This is a genomic window from Pseudomonas sp. LBUM1652 (assembly GCF_059716105.1).
In genome coordinates this window covers 5,312,851-5,333,105 of record NZ_CP166804.1, presented here as the reverse complement: position 1 = coordinate 5,333,105, position 20,255 = coordinate 5,312,851, and the positions used below count along the sequence as shown (strand labels likewise).

Genomic DNA, 20,255 nt, shown 5'->3' with positions numbered 1-20,255 from the left:
GCCGCGATCCAAACAGATCGCGGCCCTTTTTATTGCCTTCAGTTAATGCCGATCAAACCGCATCCATCTGCGGTTCATCCGCTTCAACATTCAGCGTCGCCTTTACCACATCATGGCGACGGATGTACTTCCAGTCCGCCTCGTCAATGTAGATCCCCGCCGGGCCGCTGCCACCTTCCAGGTCGATGGCGACACTGGCGCAGACCTGCGGCTTCACGCTCGCCAGAATCGGCACAAAGCCCAGTTGCAGGCTGGTTTCCAGCAATGCGGCCTGGTTCTTCTCGTCGATGTCCGCCGCCTCGTCGAGGTAGTACGGCAGGCGTACGCGACCGGCCAGATCGCGATCCATCAAGTGCAGCAACAAGTACATGTTGGTCAGCGCCTTGATGGTCATGGTGGTGCCGTTGGACGCCGCGCCGTCGATGTCGGTGTGAATCACCGGTTGACCGTTAACCTTGGTGATCTCGAACGCCAGTTCGAACAAGTCCTTGAGGCCGAGCTGGTTGTGGTTTGCCGCCACCAGCCGTGCCAGGTATTCCTTGGCTTCTTCGTTCTTGTTGTCCTGCTCGGCGCTTTGGCTCAGATCGAACACTGACAGTGTTTCGCCTTCTTCGTACTGACCGGCGCTGTGGATGATCTGGTCGATGTGCTTGAGCGCTTCCTTGTTCGGCGCCAGCACAATGCGGAAGCTCTGCAGGTTGGAGACCTGACGCTTGTTGATCTCGCGGTTGAACAGCGCCAGTTGATGCTCGAGGCTGTCGTAGTCGCTGCGGATGTTACGCAAGGTCCGGGCGATGTCGGTGACCGCTGCACGACGGGCCTTGCCCAAGGTCAGGGCTTCGTCGGTACGGTGTGCATAGGCGTTGATCAGCAGTGACAGACGGCGCTCCATGTCGTCTTCGCTGTCGAACTTGGCCACGCCTTTGAGGCGCACTTGCGCATACAGCGCTTCGATCTGGCCATCGGCGCGCAGCAGGCCCTGCCAACTGTCCTGGTAGTCGTTGAGCAGCGGCAGCAAGTTGTCCATCGAATCGTCGACAGGGTCCATGAACGGCGTACCGAACGGCAGATCCGCCGGCAGCAGTTGGCGGCGGCGCAGAGCGTCGTCGAGGGTGCGTTGCTTGGCTTCCATGTCCGCGATCTGCCGGCCGACCAGTTGCAGCTTGGCCGACAGTTGCTGGACGCGCTCGGTGAACGCATCGCTGGAGCGTTTGAGCTCGTCCTGCGCGCCTTCCATTTGCGCCAGTTGTTCGAGCTTGTCGCCTTCTTCGGCGCTCAAGGTCTGGGTGCGACGGAAGTCTTCCAGGGCTTTCTGCGCATCCAGCACCTGCTGGTACAGCGCTTCGGTCTGGGTCTTGCTCGCGGCGCGGTCGGCGGCCACGGCTTGCTGGGTTTTCAGTTGCTTGAGCTCTTTTTCCAGACGCTCTTTCTGATCACGCAGCGCGGCGCGGTCGGCCAGCGCTTGCAGGGCCGGCGGCTCGATGTGCGAGATGTCGATCGACAGGCCCGGCACTTCGAAGCGCTCGCCTTTGAAGCCATCAAGGATCAATTCAACCGATTTGACCCACTCGCCATCCTCGTCGAGGGTGATGCCGTGTTCGCCCAGCGGCAGACTGAACAGCGCGCTGTTGAACAGACGCATCAAACGCTCGACGTCCTGTTGCGAGAACTCTTCGCGCAGGCGCGCATAGCTGTTGTTGTCGGCGTGATCGAGTTGCTGCTTCACCGACTTCAGGCGTTTTTCCAGATCGCGCAGACGCTCTTCCAGATCTTCGGCGCTGAACTGACGGGATTGCGCCAGGGCGCCGGCCAGTTCGTCGTGGGCGTCTTTGGCCGCCAGCAGTTGCTGCTCCAGCACTTTGACGTCGTCGACCAGCGCGAAACGGTTTTTCAGTACCGACAGCTCGCCGAGCCAGCGCTGGATACCGGAGATTTCCCGCTCCAGACGCATCAGTTCCTGAGTGCCGCCACGCTGATTGTTTTGCAGAGCGTCCTGCTCGCCACGGTAGTGGTCGGCCTGAATGGTCAGCTCTTCTTTGCGCGCACTGGCGTAGTCCGACCAGGTGCCGAGCAACGAGTCGAGCAAAGGCGACAGGCGATGCAGTTTGCCGCGCAGCACGTCGCGTTGTTTCACGCCGTTGGCCAAGGCTTCAACCAATGGGCCAGCGGCAACCAGCGAGTTGTAGTCCTGTTCCATACGACGCACGTCGCGGAACGCTTCTTCGCACGCGGCGATGTAGTCGACGCTGCCGGAACGCAGGCTGTGTTCGAAGGCATCGAGGAACAGCTGCTTGAGTTTGGCCGCAGTGATTTCGCGCATGTGCAGCAGGTTGATGAACAGCGCGCGGAAGGTCTTCAGGCTCTGCTCGCTGGTGGAACGCAGCGGGATCAGGGTCAGATCCAGCGGGATCGATGTGTGACCGCCGACCAGCAAACGACGCAGTTCGTCAGGTTTGAGCTCGTAGGCTTTCAGGCCTTCGCGCTCAAGGTTGCTGAACAGCTCTTTCTGACGCAGGCAGGTGTCGTTTTTCTGGTAATGAGCCAGATCGAGTTTGCCCGCGTAGGCGAAGAACTGGTGACCGAAACCGCCGCCCGGGCCGCGACCGACCACGCCGATCACGTGCGGGCCGTGGGGCAGGTTCACTTCAACCAGGATGTAGCTGGTGTCGGAAGCGAAGTAGAAACGCCGCGATTGTTCCAGGCTGTACTTGCCGAAACTCATGTCCGACATGCGCGCCAGAATCGGGAACTGCAAGGCGTTGATCGACGCCGATTTACCGAGGTTGTTCGCGCCGTAAACCGACAGTGGTTCTTCGAGCGGAAACAGGCCGAGGCTGTAACCGGCGGTGTTCAAAAGGGCAAAGCGGCGGATGCCGTAGCGTTCCTGGCTCATGCGTCGGACTCCTGTTCTTCGGCAATGGCGCGGGCCAGTGCGTCTTCTTCGCTTTCTTCATCAAATTCGGAAAGATCGAGCGGATCGTCGGTTTCGAGGAATTTCGCCTCAGCGGCTTCGTCAATCAGCACCGGCGCCGGCAGCGGCAGAACGCTGTGGACGCTGGCGGCCAGATCGCGGTCTTGCTGCACTGACAGGCACACGTCGAGGAAACGGTGCATCGGTGGCAGGAACCGGTAGACGCCGTTTTCTTCGCCAGCGAAACCCAGTTGAGTCATGCGGCGCATGATTTTTTCTTCCAGCTCTTCAACCGTCTGCACTTCGGCCTGAATAAACAGGTCGCGGTACTTCTCCAGCAACGACGGCAGTTCTTCGCGGCCGAGGCTGCCGCCGTCGAGCACGGCGATCGGGTCGCGGCCCTGGTCGGCCAGATGCTCGACGAGGATGAAGGTGAACAGCGCCAGACGCTGGGCAGTCTTGTTCACCGCCGCCGCGGCCATGTCCGGCACGAAGTAGTAGAAACCACGGGTGTCGCAGACCAGTTCAAAACCCAAGGCCTTGAACAGCGTGCGGTACTGATCCTGGAAGTTCGAAAGTTGTGTGTACAGCTCCGGGTCGCGGCGGCTGACGTGGTAGCCCTTGAACAGTTCGCGGAAGATCGGCGCCAGTTGGGACAGTTCGGAGAGATCAAGATGCATTGGGGATGCTCGCAGAATCCTCGGCGGCGGTGTCGCGGGCCGAGAGCAGGGCGAAGGAGCGCAGGCTGACCTGGTGCTCGTGAGTGTGGTATTCGCGGCGTTCCAGACGCTCGCGCTTGAAGCGTTTTTCCCGCGACAGGCGCGAGAACCAGTAGAGCAATTCGTCGGTCGCGCCGTCCGGTTCCTGCTCCAGCAGCCAGGTCATCAAGTCCGGCATCGGCAGGGATTCTTCGCAACGATCGACCATCTCGCGCACGGTGCGCGGCGCACGTGGGGCCTCGCCCTTGTGAGTCTTGTGCGCCTTGGGGAAGCGCGCCGGTTTCGGCTCGAATCGCGCCAAAGCGTAAACGTAGGCTTCAACTTGACTGGCGCTGCCGAGGAAGGTGCTTTGCGGCCGGGTGAACAGTGGCATCGCGGCTTGTGGCACGGCGTCGATGCCTTTACGGCGGATCGCCGCCAGGGCCAGCGCGGCGCCACGGGTCACGGCGTTGTGCCGACGGGCTTCTTCACGCAGCGGCAGCAGCAGTTCGCGGGCATGACGCAGGGTCAACTGGGCGCTGGTCTGCATTTCGAGAATGCGCGCGTGGGTGCGCAGCAGCATGTCGTCATCGACCAGATGGCCGAGGCGCTGCTGTTCGCTGAGCATCTTCAGCAGCACGGTTTCGACCTTGCGCACGCCTTGTTCGAAGGCGCCGTCGGCGTTCACCAGATCGATCATCGGCTCGACGTATTCGTCCCAGGTTGCCAACACTTCGGCGTAACGCTGACGCAACGGAATCTGCCGGTCGCTGGTTTTCGCCCGTTCGGCGACGGCCACCAGCGCCTGTTCGTCGTTGTCGAGCTTCTTCAATACGTCGCGCACGCGCATATCGAGAAGACGCAACTGACGGGCGAGGTCGTTGCCGTCGCGGATGTCGAACGCGTCCTGGATGTAACCGGCCAGACGTTCGAGGTGGCGCAGATAGGCTTCGATTTCCAGGCACAGGCCCAGACGGTGCTCACGGCGCAGGTAGGCGAGGAAGTCGTGGATCTGCGCGTTCAGCTCGAAACGGTTCGGGCTTTTCGCCACGGGCACCAGGATATCGAGGCGAATCCACACGTCGAGCAGGCTGGTGATGTCCTGCGGCGTGCTGTCCAGTTGTTGGGCGGCCAGTTGCGTGCGCAGTTCGTTGAGGCTCAAGGTGCCTTGGTCGAAGTGCTCGCACAGTGGCTCCAGAAGTGCCCAGTGTTCAGCGAGGGCGCGCAAGACGCGCTTGGGTTCGATCATCGGAATGGCCGGCTGGTTGGCGATTAAAAGCCGCGATTGTACTGCATCACGAAGGATGCGATTCACTCTCGGGACGGGCTGTCGCTTTTGTTTAGGTCAAGACTATCGATCAACAGCGGGCGATCTTTAGCGAAGGGCGGTAGAATCAGCGCACTTTCAGTTATCCACAAGTGGCCGACCCTTGCTTATCGAGTCCCGCCGCCGCGCCTATTTGAACGCCATGCAGGTGGTCAATTGGCTGCCGCGCACCGAATTGCCCTTCGCCGCCCCGTCGCGGCCCGAGCTGCTGGACATGCCCGAGCCTGAGGTTGAGGTGCCGGTGGTGCTGGCTCCGCAGGCCGAAGCTCCGGTGCAAGCGGCTGCAGCGCGTCCGGTCGAGCGGGCGAAGATCGAAGTGCCGCGCCCCTCGCTGGCGAGCACCCGCACCGGCGCCAAACCGGTGGAAGAAGTCGACGACACACCGGTGGTCGCCAAACCAGCCCCTGTGCCGCCACCGCGTTTCGCCCTGCAATTGCTGCGTGCCGGGCGTTGTCTGCTGCTGGTGGAGTTACCCACAGGCGAACCCTTCCAGAGTCGCGACCCCGCTTATCTGCTGCTCAAAGACATGCTGCGCGCCGCCGGTCTGCCGGATGCGCCGCAGATCGTCGGCGAACCAGTGCGTTGGCCGTGGCTCAATCGCGGCACGATGGATCAAGGCCCGGACGCGGCGCGCGACTTTGTGCAGGGTTTCCTTTCTGTGCAGATGGAAGCCGCGCCTTGTGCCTGCCTGTGGCTGATCGGCCTGCCGGCAGTGCGTTTTGCCGGTGAGGCGGACGCCGAAGCGTTCAATCGTGAATTGCAGATCGAAGGCCTGGGCTCGGCCTGGGCCCTCCCGGGTCTGGAATTATTAATGGAAGAGCCGCAGCGCAAAGCCGCTGTGTGGCAAGCCATGCGTCGGCTGATGGCGCGCTGGAAAGAATCGAATGAGTGAAGCTGTATCGTTCCGCCCGATGACCGAGGCGGATCTGGACACCGTGCTGAAGATTGAATACGCGGCGTACAGCCATCCATGGACTCGCGGGATTTTTCTCGATGGCTTGGGCAAGTACCAGATCTGGCTGATGTTCGAAGGTCAGCAGCAAGTCGGCCACGGCGTGGTGCAGATCATTCTTGATGAGGCGCATCTGCTCAATATCACGGTGAAACCGGAGAATCAGGGGCGTGGGCTGGGGCTGACGTTGATGGAGCATTTGATGTCGCGGGCCTATGCCGCCGAGGCTCGCGAGTGTTTTCTCGAAGTACGCGACAGCAATACCGCGGCGTTCAAGTTGTATGAGCGTTATGGCTTCAACGAGATTGGCCGGCGTCGGGATTACTATCCGGCGGTGGGTGGGCGTGAAGATGCGGTGGTCATGGCCTGCACCTTGGTTGATTGAATACTGTAGGAGCTGCGCAGGCTGCGATCTTTTGATCTTGATCTAAAAAACAAAGTCAAAAGATCGCAGCCTGCGGCAGCTCCTACAGGGGATTGCATGATGGCGGGTGATCAGCGGTTGCCATCAATCGGATCGCGCCGCGCCAGTTCCGCCTCATCCAGGCCGTTACCGCCGCCGATGTCATCTTCATCGACCACGCTCAAATCCCAATCCGCCGGATGGTTTTCACCCGCTTCTGCGGCATCCCGGGCACCATCTTCATGAATCAGCGTTTCCGGGCTCATATCGTCGTCGGTCGGCTCATGGTCGCTGATTGACGCTCCCGTCATGCCCGCCTCACGCACACGTTCCTCTGGCATCAGCTGTTCGCGCTCACGCTCGGGCAATTCATCGCCAATTTTTGCGCTGGGCTGTTCGTCTTCGTCGAAGTCCAGTTCGCGCATCGAACCCATGCGGTCTTCGTTATCATCGATGGGCTCCGGTTGCACCGCATCGTAAGGGCGTCGTGAATCAGTCATGGCAATTCCTCATACTGTGGGCCTTACTTGGGTGGACACACCCGGCACGCGAGAATTCCAATCAAAACACTTGCGATCCTTTCGTGACCCCGACGGACGGTTGTCTGTCAAAGCTGCGCATCTTTCTTGAGGCCTTACAGCATGCATGACTTACAAGACCTGATTGATAACAACGAGCGTTGGGCTGACGCGATCACCAAGGAAGACCCGGATTTCTTCGCCAAACTCGCTCGCCAGCAAACCCCCGAATATCTATGGATCGGCTGCTCCGACGCGCGGGTGCCGGCCAACGAAATCGTCGGCATGCTGCCGGGTGATCTGTTCGTTCACCGCAACGTCGCCAACGTGGTCCTGCACACCGACCTCAACTGCCTGTCGGTGATCCAGTACGCCGTCGATGTGCTCAAGGTCAAACACATCCTGGTCACCGGCCACTACGGCTGTGGCGGTGTGCGGGCGTCGATGCAGGATCGTCAGTTCGGCCTGATTGACGGCTGGCTGCGTTCGATCCGCGATCTGTACTACGAAAAACGTGAAGAGCTGGCCAAGCTGCCAACCGAAGAAGAACAGGTCGACCGACTGTGCGAGCTCAACGTCGTCCAGCAAGTGGCCAACGTCGCCCACACCAGCATCATCCAGAACGCCTGGCATCGCGGGCAGAGCCTTTCGATTCACGGTTGCATCTATGGCATCAAGGACGGTCGCTGGAAAAGCCTGAACACGACCATCAGCGGTTTCGAACAGTTGCCGCCGCAATACCGTTTGCGTCCGGTCGGTGAGTTGTAACCCGGATTTTTCAGGGGCTGTTCAACGTGAGCATTGCCGGTGCCAGCGCTGCAGAAAGTACTGGCCCTCAATGCTCGGTGGTTCGTTGTAACCGGTGATCCACCCTCGGCAACGCGAAGACCCGCAACCGCAGGCAAACTGGCGCAGCAGTTTGTCTTCGGTGGCGGCGTAATCCATGGTCAGGCGCTCGCCCCTGTGGATATCTTTCAACGCCCACAGCCATAGTTCGCTCATGTCGAGAAACACATTTGGGTCGCAGGCGTGTTCGAGCAATCCGCAGAAGCGCGGATCGTAGATATGAATGCCGGTCAGCAATTGTCGGGTCTGTCGACAGCGATAGGGCAGCAATTGCCCCGAGACCCGGCACATGCGGCTGGTATGCAGAAACTCACGGCGCGCGGCAACCGCCACAGGGTTGCCGTGTTGATCGTGGATGACTTCGAAGTCGGCGCTGGATGGAAACCCGAGGCGCACCGGCAGTCCGGCGAAGGGGTAGATGCCTTCGGTATCGCGTGGAGCGGATCCAGCAACGGCATGGGTATTCATAACAATCCTTGTCGCAAGGGGCTGCGACTTCCTTGGTTGACGTCCTGTCAACACGGTGACACGTTTCTTTGGATCCAATCTATTCGTATAGGTATAGCCGGTCTACTGTCAGATCTGACAGTCGAGATAGACGCTTTCCCGCGTCAGTCATGACTGACACAGGAATCACGTCTGCTCGATTACAGATGTGGAGCGGGAACCGCAGCGGCTGGCAGCGGGGCTTTGAGCTGTTGCAGTTGCGCCTTGATCGGCGTGGTCGTGCACTTGGCAGCGGCCTCTTCCGGCTTCAGGTTGCGGATCGAGGTGTAGAACAGCTCGCAGGTTTTGACCTTTTGCGTCACCTGCCAGGTCTGGGTGCAGCTGTTGAGCGTGGCTTGCGGATCACTTCCCGGTTTGCTGCCCATCCCGGCCTGCCAGCAGGCGGCGCTCAAATCCTGCCCCATCACTTTCAAACCAGCAGCATCGGCTTTGGCCTGCGCATCGTCGCCGGTGTAGCTCTTGGGGTCGGCGGCGTACCAGATGTAACTCGGGTGGTTCGAACCGAGCACCGGCACTTTTACACCTTCGCTCGGGCTGATGGTCGCCAGACCCAGGACGTTCACGGTCGGCCCGTATTGCTGTTTGATCCAGTTCCGCACGGGCGCGCCGAAAGCCACCATCGGCAGCGTCGCGCCGCTGGCGGTCTGGCTGAACTGTTTGACCAGTGTGGTCTGGTAGTCCTTGAAGTAGTCATAGACGCCTTCCAGATCGCTGCCGGCGTTGGACGGCGCGGCAATCGGGGCGATGTCGATGATGGTCTGGTAAGCAGGTGTCTGATCGGCAGGGATGCCATTGACCGTCAACAGCGTTGCCCAGCGGTCGGTGGTGTTCGAACGCAGATAATCCTGAGCCTGAGTCAGTGAGTAATCCGGCGGGAAGTGCAACAGCTCGACGCTTTTGCGATTTTCCAGGGCCATGCCCAGTGGCAGGAACAGGTACCAGCTATAGGCCCATTTGCCGTCGGCATTGAGTTTGCTCGCGCCGGTATAAGCCAGATCACCGGCATCGAGCAGGGCGGACAGCGGTTTGTCGTACCCCTCAGGCACGCCGCTGATTTCGGCGTAAATCTGGCCGTTATCGTTCTTCACCAGCACCTTGGCATCGGTGTAACCATCGCGCTGCACGCTCTGGCTCAGATAATGGGCGACGGTCTGCTCCAGCGACCAATTGCGAAAGCAGATCACGCTGCAATTGTTGGGATAGGCGAAGAGGCGGGTGACGCGCTCGGTGCTGCCCAGTTTCAGGTCGACATCGGCGTGGGCGGCCGCGCTCAGTGTGAGCGCGGCGAGGGTAAGTCCTGCGAATTTGAACATGCTCAGATCCTTTTCAGCGTGGTTTCCCCCGATTGTTGGGGCGCTTCATATTGGATCAGCGCCGTGACACAGAGAAGCCATCATTCGCAGATTTTTACGCCGCGCCGCAGGACTCGCTCTCAGACCTGAAAATGCAGGGCGTTGGTCAAATCCCCCATGGGTTTCTGGCCTCGTGCGGTCATTGCATCATCGCGCTGCTTGAGGCCGTCGAGGGTCTCCAGTTGGAACACTCGGGTGATCAGGCGCAGGATCGATGCCGTGTCGTAAATCGTGTGATCCACCGTGCCCTTGCGTGCGAATGGCGACACCACCAAGGCCGGTACGCGTGAGCCCGGCCCCCAGCGATCCCCCTTGGGCGGCGCGACGTGATCCCACCAGCCGCCGTTTTCGTCCACCGTGACGATCACCACCATGTTTTTCCACTGTGGACTTTCGCGCAGCACCTTCAGCGCACGCACGATGTGCCGGTCACCTGACGCCACGTCGGCATAACCGGCGTGCATGTTCAGGTTGCCCTGAGGTTTGTAGAAACTCACGGCGGGCAGCTTGCCGGCCTCGGCGTCGGCGAAGAACTTGTTGGTGCTCGACTCGTCACCCAACCCGGCATCGCGCAGGCGTTTGTTGCGCTCGGCTGGATTCTCCGGGCCTTGCTGCTTGAAGTAGTTGAACGGCTGGTGGTGATACTGAAAGTTAGGGATCTTCGGAATGCCGCCGGAATCCTTGTACTGCTCCAGCGTCGCCTGCCACGCCCCGGCGTACCACGCCCAGTCGACGTTCTTCTTCGACAGCTTGTCGCCGATGTGCTCGTGGGTCTGCGGCACCAACACGTTGGGCAGATCGGGTTTCGAGTACGCCGGACGCTCCGGGTCGCGAATCCACGTTGGCCAGTAGGGAGGGGCGAGAGTGTTGACCGCGAAACCGTCCGGCGTCAGCGCACTCGGGCCAAACTGTGGCGGGCCTGTCATGGCGCTGGCCGGTGATTGCGCCAGCGGTTTGAGCCTTGGATCGGCCGGGTCATCGCTTTGCAGCGCAGCGATTTGGCTTTTGGCTACCGAATTGGCAGCGTCCGGGTAAAACGGCGCGGTGGCGCTGATCAGGTATTGATGGTTGAGGAACGAGCCACCGAAGGCGCCCTGGAAGAAGTTGTCGCACAGCACGAATTCCTGCGCGACGTCCCACAAACGCAGGGAATAGCGACTCTGTGCGTAGTGGCCCATGGTCAAGCCGCCGGAATCGGCCCACGCGACAAAACCATCGTTCTTGCCGCCATTGATCTGCATCTGGTTCTGATAGAACACGTGCCATAAATCGCGGGTAACCAGACCAAACGGCAAGTCTTCGCCGTTCGGACCTTTGAGGGCGAATGGGGCGTTCGGCAGGTTTTCCTGAAACTGCGTGGCGCCGGGATAGGTTACGCCATCGAGGGTTTGCGGACCGATCTGCAAGACACCGCCCCAGGCGGGCGGCAGGGTTTGTAGCAGGCTGCCGTCGCGGTCGCGTTGTTGATAGTCGGCAGGTTTTAGCGCTGACAGCGGTTTCTCGACACCGGGGAAATCACCGAACAGGTTGTTGAAGCTGCGGTTCTCGGCGTAGATCACCACCACGGTTTTCACCTGATCGCGCAGGGCCTTGTCCAATTCGGCATGGGACAGTGGCCGCTCGGTCGGTTGGCCGGATTGATCGCCCGCGTTGCTGCAACCCGCCAGCGTTGCGCCGACACCGAGTACCGCGACGCCGCCGAGAAAGCGGCGGCGACTGGTGTCGGTGGGTTTATCAGATTCTGGCGAGGAGGTGTCTTTAGCGTCTGTATCGTCGTTCATGTCGCGCCCGTTTTTGCTTAAATGTTTCAGTATGTTTCAGTATGTTTCGGGCGGACGCTAGCAAGGGAATGTGACGGTGGGGTTACAAATGGCGCGGTGTCTACCGCGCATCGGCACTGCTAGACTGCTGCGATATTGAAACCGGCTACGGTGAACCATGAAGCCTTCCATTGCTCTTGATTTGCAACGAACTGCCGTCCGTGAAGTGGTCGGCAGATTTCGCGTGACCAACCCCCGAGTCTTTGGCTCTGCGGTGCTGGGGACTGATATGGAAGGCAGTGATCTTGATCTCTTGGTCGATCCACTGCCCGGGGCCACCTTGTTTGATCTCGGCGGACTTCAGGTCGAACTTGAGGATCTGCTCGGCGTTACTGTTGATTTGCTGACGCCGGGAGACCTGCCGTTGAAGTTTCGTCAGCAGGTTCTTGATCAGGCCCGTCCCGTATGATCTGAGCAAAACTGATTGCACCTGCCCTTAGGCAGGTGCAATCCAATCATTTACGGCATCACCGGCGGCGTATACGCCAATGTCGTCCCCAGCGCCCACAGCAACAGCAGTACCAGCGGCGTGTGCACCAGCAATTGCACGAACGAGAAGCCGATCAGATCCCGCGCCTTCAGACCGAGCACGCCCAGCAGCGGCAGCATGTAGAACGGGTTGATCAGGTTCGGCAGCGCTTCGGCGGCGTTGTAGATCTGCACCGCCCAGCCGAGGTGATACTGCAGATCGTTGGCCACTTGCATCACGTACGGCGCTTCGATGATCCACTTGCCGCCGCCGGACGGGATGAAGAAGCCGAGAATCGCCGAGTACACGCCCATCAACAACGCATAGGTATCGTGAGAGGCGATGCTCACGAAAAACGTCGAGATGTGATGCGCCAGGGTTTGCGCATCGGCGCCTTTGACCGTGGTCATCAGCGCGGCAATCGAGCCGTACAGCGGGAACTGAATCAGCACGCCCGTGGTGGTCGGCACCGCTCGCGCAACCGCGTCCAGGAAGCTGCGCGGACGCCAGTGCAGCAATGCGCCGAGCATGATGAACAGGAAGTTGTAGGTGTTCAGCCCGGAGATCGCGGTGATCGCCGGTTTAGTCGAGAACTCGTGGAACAACCATCCCGCCGCCAGCAGCACCAGCACGATGATCAGCAGCGGACTGTGTTCCAGCCATTCACCCGGCCGGGTGCGTGGTTGCAGCGGAGGCAGGTTAAAGGCCGGGTCGATGCCGCAGGCCTCGGCGTCGCGCGCGGAGTTCGGCCCGGGGGCGGTGGCGTAGGCGATGATGATCGAAATCACGATCAGCGCCAGCAGCATCACGCCGGACTGCCAGAGGAAAATCGTTTCGGTGAACGGAATAACGCCAGTGATCGACAGGATCGATGGCGGCAGGCTGGCGGGGTTGGCCTGCAATTGCGCAGCCGACGACGACAAGCCCAGCGCCCACACCGCGCCAAGACCCAGATAAGCAGCGGCCCCGGCGGCACGGTAGTCCATTTTCAGATCGGTGCGGCGGGCGAGGGCGCGCACCAGCAAACCGCCGAACACCAGCGACAGACCCCAGTTGAGCAGCGACGCGACCATCGAGATCAAGGCAACCCAGGCCACGGCGGAGCGACCGTTTTTCGGGATGCGTGCCAGGCGATCAATCAGTTTCACGGCGGGGGGCGAGCTGGCGACAACGTAGCCGCCTATCACCACGAAAGCCATCTGCATGGTGAACGGAATCAGGCTCCAGAAGCCGTCACCGAACGCCATCGCGGCAGCGGTGGGCTTGGCGCCCATGGCCAGCGTGGCCAGTGCCACGATGATCACGGCCAGCGCGGCGAATACCCAAGAGTCGGGAAACCAGCGTTCGGCAAAACTTGAACAGCGCAGGGCAAAGCGTGCGGAGCGGCTATCTTCGATATCAACGGCCACGGGAGTACCTCGGATTTTTTATGGTTATTTTTGGTCCCTTGGGGCTGCCATCCCTATCAGTCAAACCAGATAACCCCTGTGGATATGACTGTCAGAGCTTCGCGTACCCTCAGGACAGGCATAAACAGTAAATCAACCGCCGCCGTTTTGTGAGCAGGTTTTGCCAAACCATGACTATGGTCTAACGGGTTGTCCATCCGCCCATTTGCGTAGACCATGGGCGCCTTGGTTTTTTGCCTGCCAGAGTTCTTTGCCATGACTGCCCAAACCACGGCCAAACCTGCGCCGTTCAGCCGCTCCGACTACAAGACCCTCGGTCTTGCGGCCCTTGGCGGGGCGCTGGAGATCTACGATTTCATCATTTTCGTGTTCTTCGCCCTGACCCTCAGCCAGTTGTTCTTCCCGCCGGAAATGCCCGAGTGGCTGCGCCTGTTGCAGAGCTTCGGCATCTTCGTCACCGGTTATCTGGCGCGGCCGCTGGGCGGGATCCTGATGGCGCATTTCGCCGACCGATTGGGGCGCAAGAAAGTCTTCAGTCTGAGCATCCTGATGATGGCGTTGCCGTGCCTGCTGATCGGGATCATGCCGACGTATGCGCAGATCGGTTATTTCGCGCCGCTGCTATTGCTGGCGCTGCGCATCCTCCAAGGCGCGGCCGTCGGCGGTGAAGTACCGAGCGCCTGGGTGTTCGTCGCCGAACACGCACCGACCGGCCATCGCGGTTATGCGCTGGGCGTTTTGCAGGCCGGGTTGACGTTCGGCTATCTGATCGGCGCACTGACCGCGACCTTTCTGGCGCAAGCCTTTACCCCGGCGGAAATCCTCGATTACGCCTGGCGCTATCCGTTCCTGCTCGGCGGCGTATTCGGCGTGATCGGTGTCTATCTGCGTCGCTGGTTAAGCGAAACTCCGGTATTCATGGCGATGGAAGCGCAACGCGAAGCGCGGGTCGAACTGCCGCTGCGTACCGTGCTGCGTGAACACCGGTTGGCGATGCTGCCGGCCATGCTACTGACTTGCGTACTGACCTCGGCAGTGGTGGTGTTCGTGGTCATCACCCCGACCATGATGCAGAAAACCTTCGGCATGACCGCTAGCCACACCTTTGCCCTGAGCGCATTGGGCATCGTCTTCCTCAACATCGGTTGCGTGATCGCCGGTCTGCTGGTCGATCGCATCGGCGCCTGGCGCACCGTCATGCTTTACAGCCTGCTGCTGCCGCTAGGCATCGCCGTGCTTTATGGCTGTCTGATCATGGGCGGCGATTGGGTTGGACTGGCCTACGCCGTGGCCGGTCTGGCGTGTGGTGTCGTCGGCGCGGTGCCGTCGGTGATGGTCGGTTTGTTCCCGGCGCGTATCCGAGTGTCGGGGATCTCCTTCACCTACAACATTGCCTACGCCGCCTGGGCGAGTATCACACCGCTGTTGTTGATCGGTCTGATGCCGTGGAGCCCTTGGATCTGCGTGATCTTCTGCGCGGTGATGGGCGTAGTGGGGATTCTCAGTGCAGCGTATTTCGGCTCGCGGATGCCGCGCACGGGCCCGTGTCAGGTGGCCGGGGCTGCTTGACGCCAACCGCCCAAACTATTTTTGACTGACCGGTCTCAAACGCTCTTCAGAAAAGACTTCCAAGGCCGATGGTTAGGCTGTATCCCGCTTACTACCCTGCCCATCGGTGCTTTCCCATGTTCAACAAACGCCTGAAGCAAGAGCTGGCCGCTCTTCGTGAAGAACTCTCCAGTCTTGTACAGGTAAAGGAAAGCCTGGAGAGCGAGATGCTGGTGCTGACCCTTGAACCGGACGGACGGATTCAATCGGTCAACCAGAACTTCCTCAACGAGATGCTCTACAAGAGCCAGGACCTGATGGGTCGGGCGCTTGAGGATATCGTGCCGGCTCACGTCAAATCCGACGAATTTCACCACCGCTTCAGGAATGCCTTGACCCGAGGCGAGCACTTCGCCGGAGCCGTGCGCCTGTTGCGTGGCAATGGTGAAGAGGCCTGGTTGCGCTCGATTGCCCAGCCTGTACGTTCTTCGGATGGGCGGATCAAACATATTTCGATCTTCTCCAGCGACTTGACCCGCACCATCGAAGCCTCCCGCGAACACGAAAACCTGATCGGCGCGTTGGTGCGTTCCACTGCAGTGATCGAGTTTGACCTCAACGGCAACGTGCTGAACGCCAACGAGCGGTTCCTCAACGGCATGGGTTACAGCCTGGCGCAGATCAAAGGCAAACATCACCGTATGTTCTGCACACCCGAGGAATACAACAGCGCCGAGTATCAGAACTTCTGGCGCCGTTTGAACAATGGCGAATTCGTGGCTGAACGCTTCAAGCGTGTCGACAGCCATGGTCGTACAGTCTGGCTGGAGGCGTCCTACAACCCGGTGGTCGATGCCAACAACAAACTGTACAAAGTGGTGAAGTTCGCCACGGTGATCACCGATCAGGTCAATCGCGAGCAAGCCGTCGCCGACGCGGCCAACATTGCCTACAGCACCTCGCAGCAGACCGACAGCACCGCGCAACGCGGTACGACCGTTGTGACCGAGGCTGTCAACGTGATGCGCGATCTGTCGCGGCACATGCAGACCGCCGGTGAAGGCATCGAAGCGTTGAACGAGCAGTCGCTGGTGATTGGCACCATCGTCAAAACCATCAGCGGCATTGCCGAGCAGACTAACTTGCTGGCGCTCAACGCGGCGATCGAAGCGGCTCGCGCGGGCGAGCAGGGTCGCGGCTTTGCTGTGGTGGCCGATGAAGTGCGACAACTGGCTTCACGTACCAGCCAGGCGACCGAGGAAATCGTCGGCGTGGTGCGGCAGAACCAGGAAATGGCGCGCAACGCCGTCGCCCTGATGACCGACGGCAAGCTCCAGGCCGAACAAGGGCTGGCGCTCGCGGCGGAGGCGGGCACGGTGATCCTCGAGATTCAGGACGGCGCGCAGAAAGTGGTCGATGCGGTCGGCCAGTTCGCCAATCAACTGTCCCACTGACCTGCACTGATCCCTTGTGGGAGCGACGGTGCGACGATTCGACCTGCTCGCGAAGGCGTCAGTACACTCAGCATTGATGTTGACTGATACACCGCTTTCGCGAGCAGGCTCGCTCCCACAGGATCTGTGTTTCTCCAGTGGCAGCGCTACAATCTGTTCCTTTTTCCCGGAGCAGATCCCCATGAGCGATTCCCACCGCCGCCCGGTACCCCTGAACAAAGCCTACCGTTTGCTCAACCACGGCCCGACCGTTCTGGTCAGCGCCGCCCATGACGGCCAGCGCAACATCATGGCCGCCGCGTGGGCGATGCCGCTGGATTTCGAACCGCCGAAAGTCGCCGTCGTACTCGACAAATCCACCTGGACGCGGCAATTGCTCGAAGCCTCCGGCACCTTTGTCCTCAACGTGCCGTGCGTCAATCAGGCCGACATCGTGCAAACCGTCGGCAACACGTCGGGTCTGGAAATCACTCAAAACCAAGGGCAGGACAAGTTTCAGGCCTATGGCTTGCAGACCTTTGCTGGCGAGAAAGTCGAGGCGCCATTGCTCGACGGTTGCGTCGCCTGGCTCGAATGCCGCTTGTTGCCCGAGCCGCGTAACCACGAACAGTACGATCTGTTTCTCGCCGAAGTCATCGCCGCTCACGCCGATGAGCGTGTGTTCAGTGAAGGGCGTTGGCATTTCGAAGGGCATGATGGTTTGCGTACGCTGCACCATGTGGCGGGCGGGCATTTCCTGACGATTGGTGATGCGGTGGATGGCAAGACGCTGGCGCTTTAACGCTGGTTGATGGCAAATCATTGCCGAATGTTGCAAGGTAGGGGCATTGTCGAACCGATCAGGCGCGTGCCCCATGGATCTTTCCCTTTCGAGTTATCTCGCACCGTTACTGTCGCTGGCGTTGCTATGGACAGTTGCGGTGGTCACACCCGGCCCGAACTTCTTCAACATCGCTCAACTCGCAGTTAGCCGCTCCCGCCGTCATGGCGTGGTAGCGGCGCTCGGCGTTGCCAGCGGGACGGTGTTGTGGGGACTGGCGGGCGGCCTGGGTATCCAGTCATTGTTCAGCGCAGCACCGACCTTGTACTTGAGCTTCAAGATTGCCGGCGGCTGCTACCTGATCTATCTCGGACTCCAGCAATTCAAGCGCAAGGCGTCCATCGTCCCAGGCGCTTCAGATGCTGCGGAGCAAACGTTGCTCGGTGCTTACGGGCGCGGTTTTCTGGGCAATATGACCAACCCCAAATCGGCGCTTTTCGTCGCAACAATCTTCGCCACCGCGATGCCTGCCCATATACCGCCGTTGCTGCTGGCGCTGGCGGTGATGACCATGGCCACGTTGTCGTTCAGTTGGTATTGCAGCGTGGCGCTGTTCTTCGCCAGTCGGCGGATTGCCGGTGTTTACGAGCGGTCACGTCAATGGCTGGATCGATTGGCCGGTGGTTGTTATCTGCTGTTTGGTGCGCATCTGCTGGCTTATCGCTGAGCCGCGGTCACAGTCTGGGTTGCTGCAATCTGTATCAGATTTGCTTCATTGGCTTGATCAGGCTTTCTGCAGGAATTCCAAACAGCTCATGAAGTTTCCAGATCATTGGCAAAGTGAGTGCCCGCTTGCCATTCAACACTTCATAGACCCTGTTTGTTCGACCGATAGCCGGAGCGAGATCCGCGGCTGACAGGCCTGACTGTTCCATCCGGAATTTGATGGCATCGATTGGATTGGGCAAATCCAGTGGAAACTGTTTGGCTTCGTAGGCCTCAATGAGAGTGATCATGATGTCGAAGTAATCACCTTCAGGGGTACCCGGTTCTGGCTCGTTGTCGAAGAGTGCAGACACGTTATTGAGCGCCGCACGGTAGTCTTCTTCGTTATGAATCGGACGTATGTTCATGGGTTACTCCATTTCGACGGTATCAGCGTCGATTGCATCGTACTGCTTGTGGGTGCCGACGAATTTTATGTATATGGCGCCGAAGCGGCACGGTCACTTACTCTATCCGTGGCAGCAAATTTTTGGGGTAGGAAAAGGCGACGGAATGCTAGTGAACACAATCTGTTAGCCACAAAAAAGGCCTACCTCCCGGTAAGCCTTTTCCATTCACTGCGTAGCCTCAATCGCCCAACGCTTCCCCTTCACGCCGTGGATCCGCGCCACCCGCCAACGACACACTCCCTTGCGCATCCTTGACCCGCACGACGGCCTGGGTGCCGCTGGTCATGTCGATTTCATTCACGCTGTGGCCCTTGTCCTTCAGCGCCTGAATCAGCGCCGGGCTGAACTGGCCTTGTTCCAGTTCGGTCGGGCCGTTGCGGCTGCCGAAGTTGGGCAGGCTGATAGCGCTTTGCGGGTCGAGGTTCCAGTCGAGCAGGCCGACGGTGGTTTTCGCCACGTATTCGATGATCTGCGAGCCACCCGGTGAGCCGACGCTTGCGAGGAATTCGCCGCTGTTGCGGTCGAAGATCAGCGTCGGCGCCATCGACGAGCGTGGTCGTTTGCCGGGTTCGACGCGGTTGGCGACTTTCTGCCCGTTTTCTTCGGGGATGAACGAGAAGTCGGTCATCTGGTTGTTCAGCAAGAAGCCCTGAACCATCAGGTGCGAACCGAATGCGGCTTCGATGGTGGTGGTCATCGACACGGCGCCGCCGAGGTCATCCACCGCCACCACTTGCGAGGTGGAAATGCGTAGCGGCGAGCGATCCGGTGCGTAGGCCACTTGCACGCCCGGCGGCGTGCCCGGTTTGGCGCTGCCCATGCTGCGTTCGCCGATCAGGCTGGCGCGGCTGGCGAGGTAGCCTGGGTCGACGAGGCCTTTGACCGGCACTGGCACGAAGTCGGTGTCGGCGACGTATTGCGCGCGGTCGGCGTAGGCCAGGCGCTCGGCTTCGGCGATCAGGTGCACGGCTTGTGGGTCGGGTTCGATGCCGGCCGGTTTGTCAGTCTTGTGGGGTTTGAGCGGGGTCAGCGAAAGACGCGGATCGCGGGTTTCCAGTGCCTGCAAGGTGCCGAGAATCTGCGCCACGGCGATCCCGCCCGACGACGGCGGCGGCATGCCGCAGACCTGCCATCGCTTGTAGTCGGTGCACAGCGGCGCGCGCTCCTTGGCCTGATAGCGCTGAAGATCGTTCAACGACAGGCTGCCGGGGTTGGCGTGGCCCTGAACCTTGGCGACGATTTCGTCGGCGATCGGGCCTTTGTACAGCGCATCGGCGCCTTCGTTGGCAATGCGCTTGAACACCTTAGCCAGCGCCGGGTTTTGCAGGCGCGTGCCGACGGCTTTGACACTGCCGTCGTGGTTGAGAAAGTACGCGGCCATGTCCGGCGATTTACCAATCACCGGGTCTGACGCCAGCAGCGAATACAGACGCGGGGAAATCGCAAAGCCTTGCTCGGCCAGTTTGATTGCCGGCTCGAAGAGCTTCGCCCACGGCAGGCGCCCGTGTTGTTTATGCGCCATCTCCAGTGCGCGCAACACGCCCGGTGTGCCGACCGAACGGCCACCGATCTGCGCCTGCGGGAACGGCATCGGTTTACCGTCCGCTTGCAGAAACAGCTTCTCGGTGGCGCCGGCCGGCGCGGTTTCGCGTCCGTCATAGGTGCGCACCTGTTTACCGTCCCACAGCACGATCATCGCGCCGCCACCGATCCCGGAGGATTGCGGCTCAACCAGCGTCAGCACCGCTTGCATCGCAATCGCCGCATCAATCGCCGAACCGCCCTGACGTAGCATCTCGCGACCGGCTTCAGCGGCCAGCGGATTCGCAGCGGCGGCCATGTGTTTGCTGGCGTGGCGGGTTTGCAGGTCGGTGCGATAACCGGAGGCGGCTTCCGGCGCCAGCGGCAGGGTCGAGGAGGGCGGGGCGTTGCACGCGGTGAGGGTCAGGGCACTGATAATCAGGGTCAGGGCAGGCAGGCGAAAGCGGCTCAAGGGCAGGGCTGTAAACACGTAGGCTCTCCGTCCGTGGGATAAAAGTCTGACGGACTTTATCGGCCGACCGTGCAGGACGCAAACCACCGGTGTGTTTCTCCTTCATGCCTTGA

At 60.4% G+C, this 20,255-nt stretch carries 18 protein-coding genes and 2 pseudogenes; 9 read left to right on the top strand and 11 right to left on the bottom strand.

What is annotated here, in order from left to right:
• Positions 1-52: 52 nt before the first annotated feature.
• From mksF to mksB, 3 genes are read right to left on the bottom strand one after another with little or no spacing between them, the layout of a single operon-like run.
• Entirely contained in the window at positions 53-2,893 is a 2,841-nt protein-coding gene (gene mksF / locus ACA069_RS24040) for an Mks condensin complex protein MksF (protein ID WP_401271405.1), read from the bottom strand.
• The gene (gene mksE / locus ACA069_RS24035; RefSeq protein ID WP_187681333.1) at positions 2,890-3,591 is read right to left on the bottom strand and encodes an Mks condensin complex protein MksE; all 702 of its coding nucleotides are present in this window, start codon (positions 3,589-3,591) and stop codon (positions 2,890-2,892) included. Before mksE ends, mksF begins: the two co-directional genes overlap by 4 nt.
• Positions 3,581-4,858, bottom strand: a complete 1,278-nt coding sequence (mksB, locus tag ACA069_RS24030) for an Mks condensin complex protein MksB (RefSeq protein ID WP_187681332.1) — start codon at positions 4,856-4,858, stop codon at positions 3,581-3,583. The genes mksE and mksB overlap by 11 nt, the downstream gene beginning before the upstream one ends.
• Positions 4,859-5,078: 220 nt before the next feature.
• Between mksB and ACA069_RS24025 the strand changes: the two genes are divergently transcribed.
• Both ACA069_RS24025 and rimI read left to right on the top strand, forming a co-directional pair.
• A complete protein-coding gene (locus ACA069_RS24025) occupies positions 5,079-5,828 on the top strand; it encodes an energy transducer TonB (RefSeq protein WP_497618297.1) in 750 nt (249 codons plus the stop codon).
• On the top strand, positions 5,821-6,273 hold the full coding sequence (gene rimI / locus ACA069_RS24020) for a ribosomal protein S18-alanine N-acetyltransferase (RefSeq protein ID WP_497615360.1): 453 nt from the start codon (positions 5,821-5,823) through the stop codon (positions 6,271-6,273). The genes ACA069_RS24025 and rimI overlap by 8 nt, the downstream gene beginning before the upstream one ends.
• 110 nt (positions 6,274-6,383) lie before the next feature.
• Here the strand turns inward: rimI and ACA069_RS24015 are convergent, their stop codons facing one another.
• Positions 6,384-6,791: a serine kinase/phosphatase gene (locus ACA069_RS24015; RefSeq protein ID WP_489881021.1), complete on the bottom strand. Its 408-nt coding sequence runs from the start codon at positions 6,789-6,791 to the stop codon at positions 6,384-6,386.
• Between the two features lie 141 nt (positions 6,792-6,932).
• Between ACA069_RS24015 and can the strand changes: the two genes are divergently transcribed.
• A complete protein-coding gene (can, locus tag ACA069_RS24010) occupies positions 6,933-7,577 on the top strand; it encodes a carbonate dehydratase (protein ID WP_401271417.1) in 645 nt (214 codons plus the stop codon).
• 21 nt (positions 7,578-7,598) lie between these two features.
• On the opposite strand, the gene ACA069_RS24005 is transcribed toward can, so the two are convergent.
• From ACA069_RS24005 to ACA069_RS23995, 3 genes are all read right to left on the bottom strand, one after another.
• A complete protein-coding gene (locus tag ACA069_RS24005) occupies positions 7,599-8,123 on the bottom strand; it encodes an SET domain-containing protein-lysine N-methyltransferase (protein ID WP_489881022.1) in 525 nt (174 codons plus the stop codon).
• Positions 8,124-8,302: 179 nt separating this feature from the next.
• Positions 8,303-9,475, bottom strand: a complete 1,173-nt coding sequence (locus tag ACA069_RS24000; protein WP_497615359.1) for a hypothetical protein — start codon at positions 9,473-9,475, stop codon at positions 8,303-8,305.
• A gap of 119 nt (positions 9,476-9,594) precedes the next feature.
• Positions 9,595-11,295, bottom strand: coding sequence for an acid phosphatase (locus tag ACA069_RS23995; RefSeq protein ID WP_497615358.1), 1,701 nt, complete (start codon positions 11,293-11,295; stop codon positions 9,595-9,597).
• Between the two features lie 157 nt (positions 11,296-11,452).
• On the opposite strand from ACA069_RS23995, the gene ACA069_RS23990 reads away from it, so the two are divergent.
• The gene (locus tag ACA069_RS23990; RefSeq protein WP_187678071.1) at positions 11,453-11,743 is read left to right on the top strand and encodes a nucleotidyltransferase family protein; all 291 of its coding nucleotides are present in this window, start codon (positions 11,453-11,455) and stop codon (positions 11,741-11,743) included.
• Positions 11,744-11,793: 50 nt separating this feature from the next.
• Here ACA069_RS23990 and ACA069_RS23985 read toward each other — a convergent pair whose 3' ends face one another.
• Complete coding sequence (locus tag ACA069_RS23985; protein WP_401271426.1) at positions 11,794-13,212, bottom strand: short-chain fatty acid transporter; 1,419 nt, start codon at positions 13,210-13,212, stop codon at positions 11,794-11,796.
• Between the two features lie 255 nt (positions 13,213-13,467).
• Here ACA069_RS23985 and ACA069_RS23980 point away from each other — a divergent pair, with 255 nt between their 5' ends.
• The 5 genes and pseudogenes from ACA069_RS23980 (at position 13,468) to ACA069_RS23960 (ending at position 17,701) form a co-directional block, all read left to right on the top strand.
• Positions 13,468-14,781, top strand: coding sequence for an MFS transporter (locus tag ACA069_RS23980; RefSeq protein WP_187678068.1), 1,314 nt, complete (start codon positions 13,468-13,470; stop codon positions 14,779-14,781).
• Positions 14,782-14,849: 68 nt separating this feature from the next.
• Positions 14,850-15,674: pseudogene (locus ACA069_RS23975) on the top strand (PAS domain-containing protein); the annotation flags it as partial.
• The gene (locus tag ACA069_RS23970; RefSeq protein WP_410457997.1) at positions 15,654-16,214 is read left to right on the top strand and encodes a methyl-accepting chemotaxis protein; all 561 of its coding nucleotides are present in this window, start codon (positions 15,654-15,656) and stop codon (positions 16,212-16,214) included. The pseudogene ACA069_RS23975 and the gene ACA069_RS23970, both read left to right, overlap by 21 nt.
• 181 nt (positions 16,215-16,395) lie before the next feature.
• Positions 16,396-16,995 (top strand): flavin reductase family protein, encoded by a 600-nt coding sequence (locus ACA069_RS23965; RefSeq protein WP_497615357.1) that lies wholly within the window; start codon positions 16,396-16,398, stop codon positions 16,993-16,995.
• Positions 16,996-17,068: 73 nt separating this feature from the next.
• Complete coding sequence (locus ACA069_RS23960) at positions 17,069-17,701, top strand: LysE family translocator (RefSeq protein ID WP_497615356.1); 633 nt, start codon at positions 17,069-17,071, stop codon at positions 17,699-17,701.
• A gap of 34 nt (positions 17,702-17,735) precedes the next feature.
• Here ACA069_RS23960 and ACA069_RS23955 read toward each other — a convergent pair whose 3' ends face one another.
• The 3 genes and pseudogenes from ACA069_RS23955 to ggt form a co-directional block, all read right to left on the bottom strand.
• Positions 17,736-18,107 carry a helix-turn-helix domain-containing protein gene (locus tag ACA069_RS23955; RefSeq protein ID WP_401271435.1) on the bottom strand — a complete coding sequence of 124 codons (372 nt, stop codon included), beginning with the start codon at positions 18,105-18,107 and terminating at the stop codon, positions 17,736-17,738.
• A 3-nt stretch (positions 18,108-18,110) separates the two neighbouring features.
• A pseudogene (locus tag ACA069_RS23950) lies at positions 18,111-18,194 on the bottom strand (type II toxin-antitoxin system HigB family toxin); the annotation flags it as partial.
• Positions 18,195-18,327: 133 nt separating this feature from the next.
• Entirely contained in the window at positions 18,328-20,160 is a 1,833-nt protein-coding gene (gene ggt, locus ACA069_RS23945) for a gamma-glutamyltransferase (protein WP_497615355.1), read from the bottom strand.
• Positions 20,161-20,255 lie beyond the last annotated feature (95 nt).

Excerpts from the sequence above, each read along its gene's own strand:
- mksB (WP_187681332.1), bottom strand. The coding sequence starts at position 4,858 with ATGATCGAACCCAAGCGCGTCTTGCGCGCCCTCGCTGAACACTGGGCA.
- ACA069_RS24000 (WP_497615359.1), bottom strand. The coding sequence starts at position 9,475 with ATGTTCAAATTCGCAGGACTTACCCTCGCCGCGCTCACACTGAGCGCG.
- ACA069_RS24025 (WP_497618297.1), top strand. The coding sequence starts at position 5,079 with ATGCAGGTGGTCAATTGGCTGCCGCGCACCGAATTGCCCTTCGCCGCC.
- ACA069_RS23955 (WP_401271435.1), bottom strand. The coding sequence starts at position 18,107 with ATGAACATACGTCCGATTCATAACGAAGAAGACTACCGTGCGGCGCTC.
- ACA069_RS23995 (WP_497615358.1), bottom strand. The coding sequence starts at position 11,295 with ATGAACGACGATACAGACGCTAAAGACACCTCCTCGCCAGAATCTGAT.
- mksF (WP_401271405.1), bottom strand. The coding sequence starts at position 2,893 with ATGAGCCAGGAACGCTACGGCATCCGCCGCTTTGCCCTTTTGAACACC.
- rimI (WP_497615360.1), top strand. The coding sequence starts at position 5,821 with ATGAGTGAAGCTGTATCGTTCCGCCCGATGACCGAGGCGGATCTGGAC.
- ACA069_RS23990 (WP_187678071.1), top strand. The coding sequence starts at position 11,453 with ATGAAGCCTTCCATTGCTCTTGATTTGCAACGAACTGCCGTCCGTGAA.
- ACA069_RS23965 (WP_497615357.1), top strand. The coding sequence starts at position 16,396 with ATGAGCGATTCCCACCGCCGCCCGGTACCCCTGAACAAAGCCTACCGT.
- ACA069_RS24015 (WP_489881021.1), bottom strand. The coding sequence starts at position 6,791 with ATGACTGATTCACGACGCCCTTACGATGCGGTGCAACCGGAGCCCATC.
- can (WP_401271417.1), top strand. The coding sequence starts at position 6,933 with ATGCATGACTTACAAGACCTGATTGATAACAACGAGCGTTGGGCTGAC.
- ACA069_RS24005 (WP_489881022.1), bottom strand. The coding sequence starts at position 8,123 with ATGAATACCCATGCCGTTGCTGGATCCGCTCCACGCGATACCGAAGGC.
- ACA069_RS23960 (WP_497615356.1), top strand. The coding sequence starts at position 17,069 with ATGGATCTTTCCCTTTCGAGTTATCTCGCACCGTTACTGTCGCTGGCG.
- mksE (WP_187681333.1), bottom strand. The coding sequence starts at position 3,591 with ATGCATCTTGATCTCTCCGAACTGTCCCAACTGGCGCCGATCTTCCGC.
- ACA069_RS23980 (WP_187678068.1), top strand. The coding sequence starts at position 13,468 with ATGACTGCCCAAACCACGGCCAAACCTGCGCCGTTCAGCCGCTCCGAC.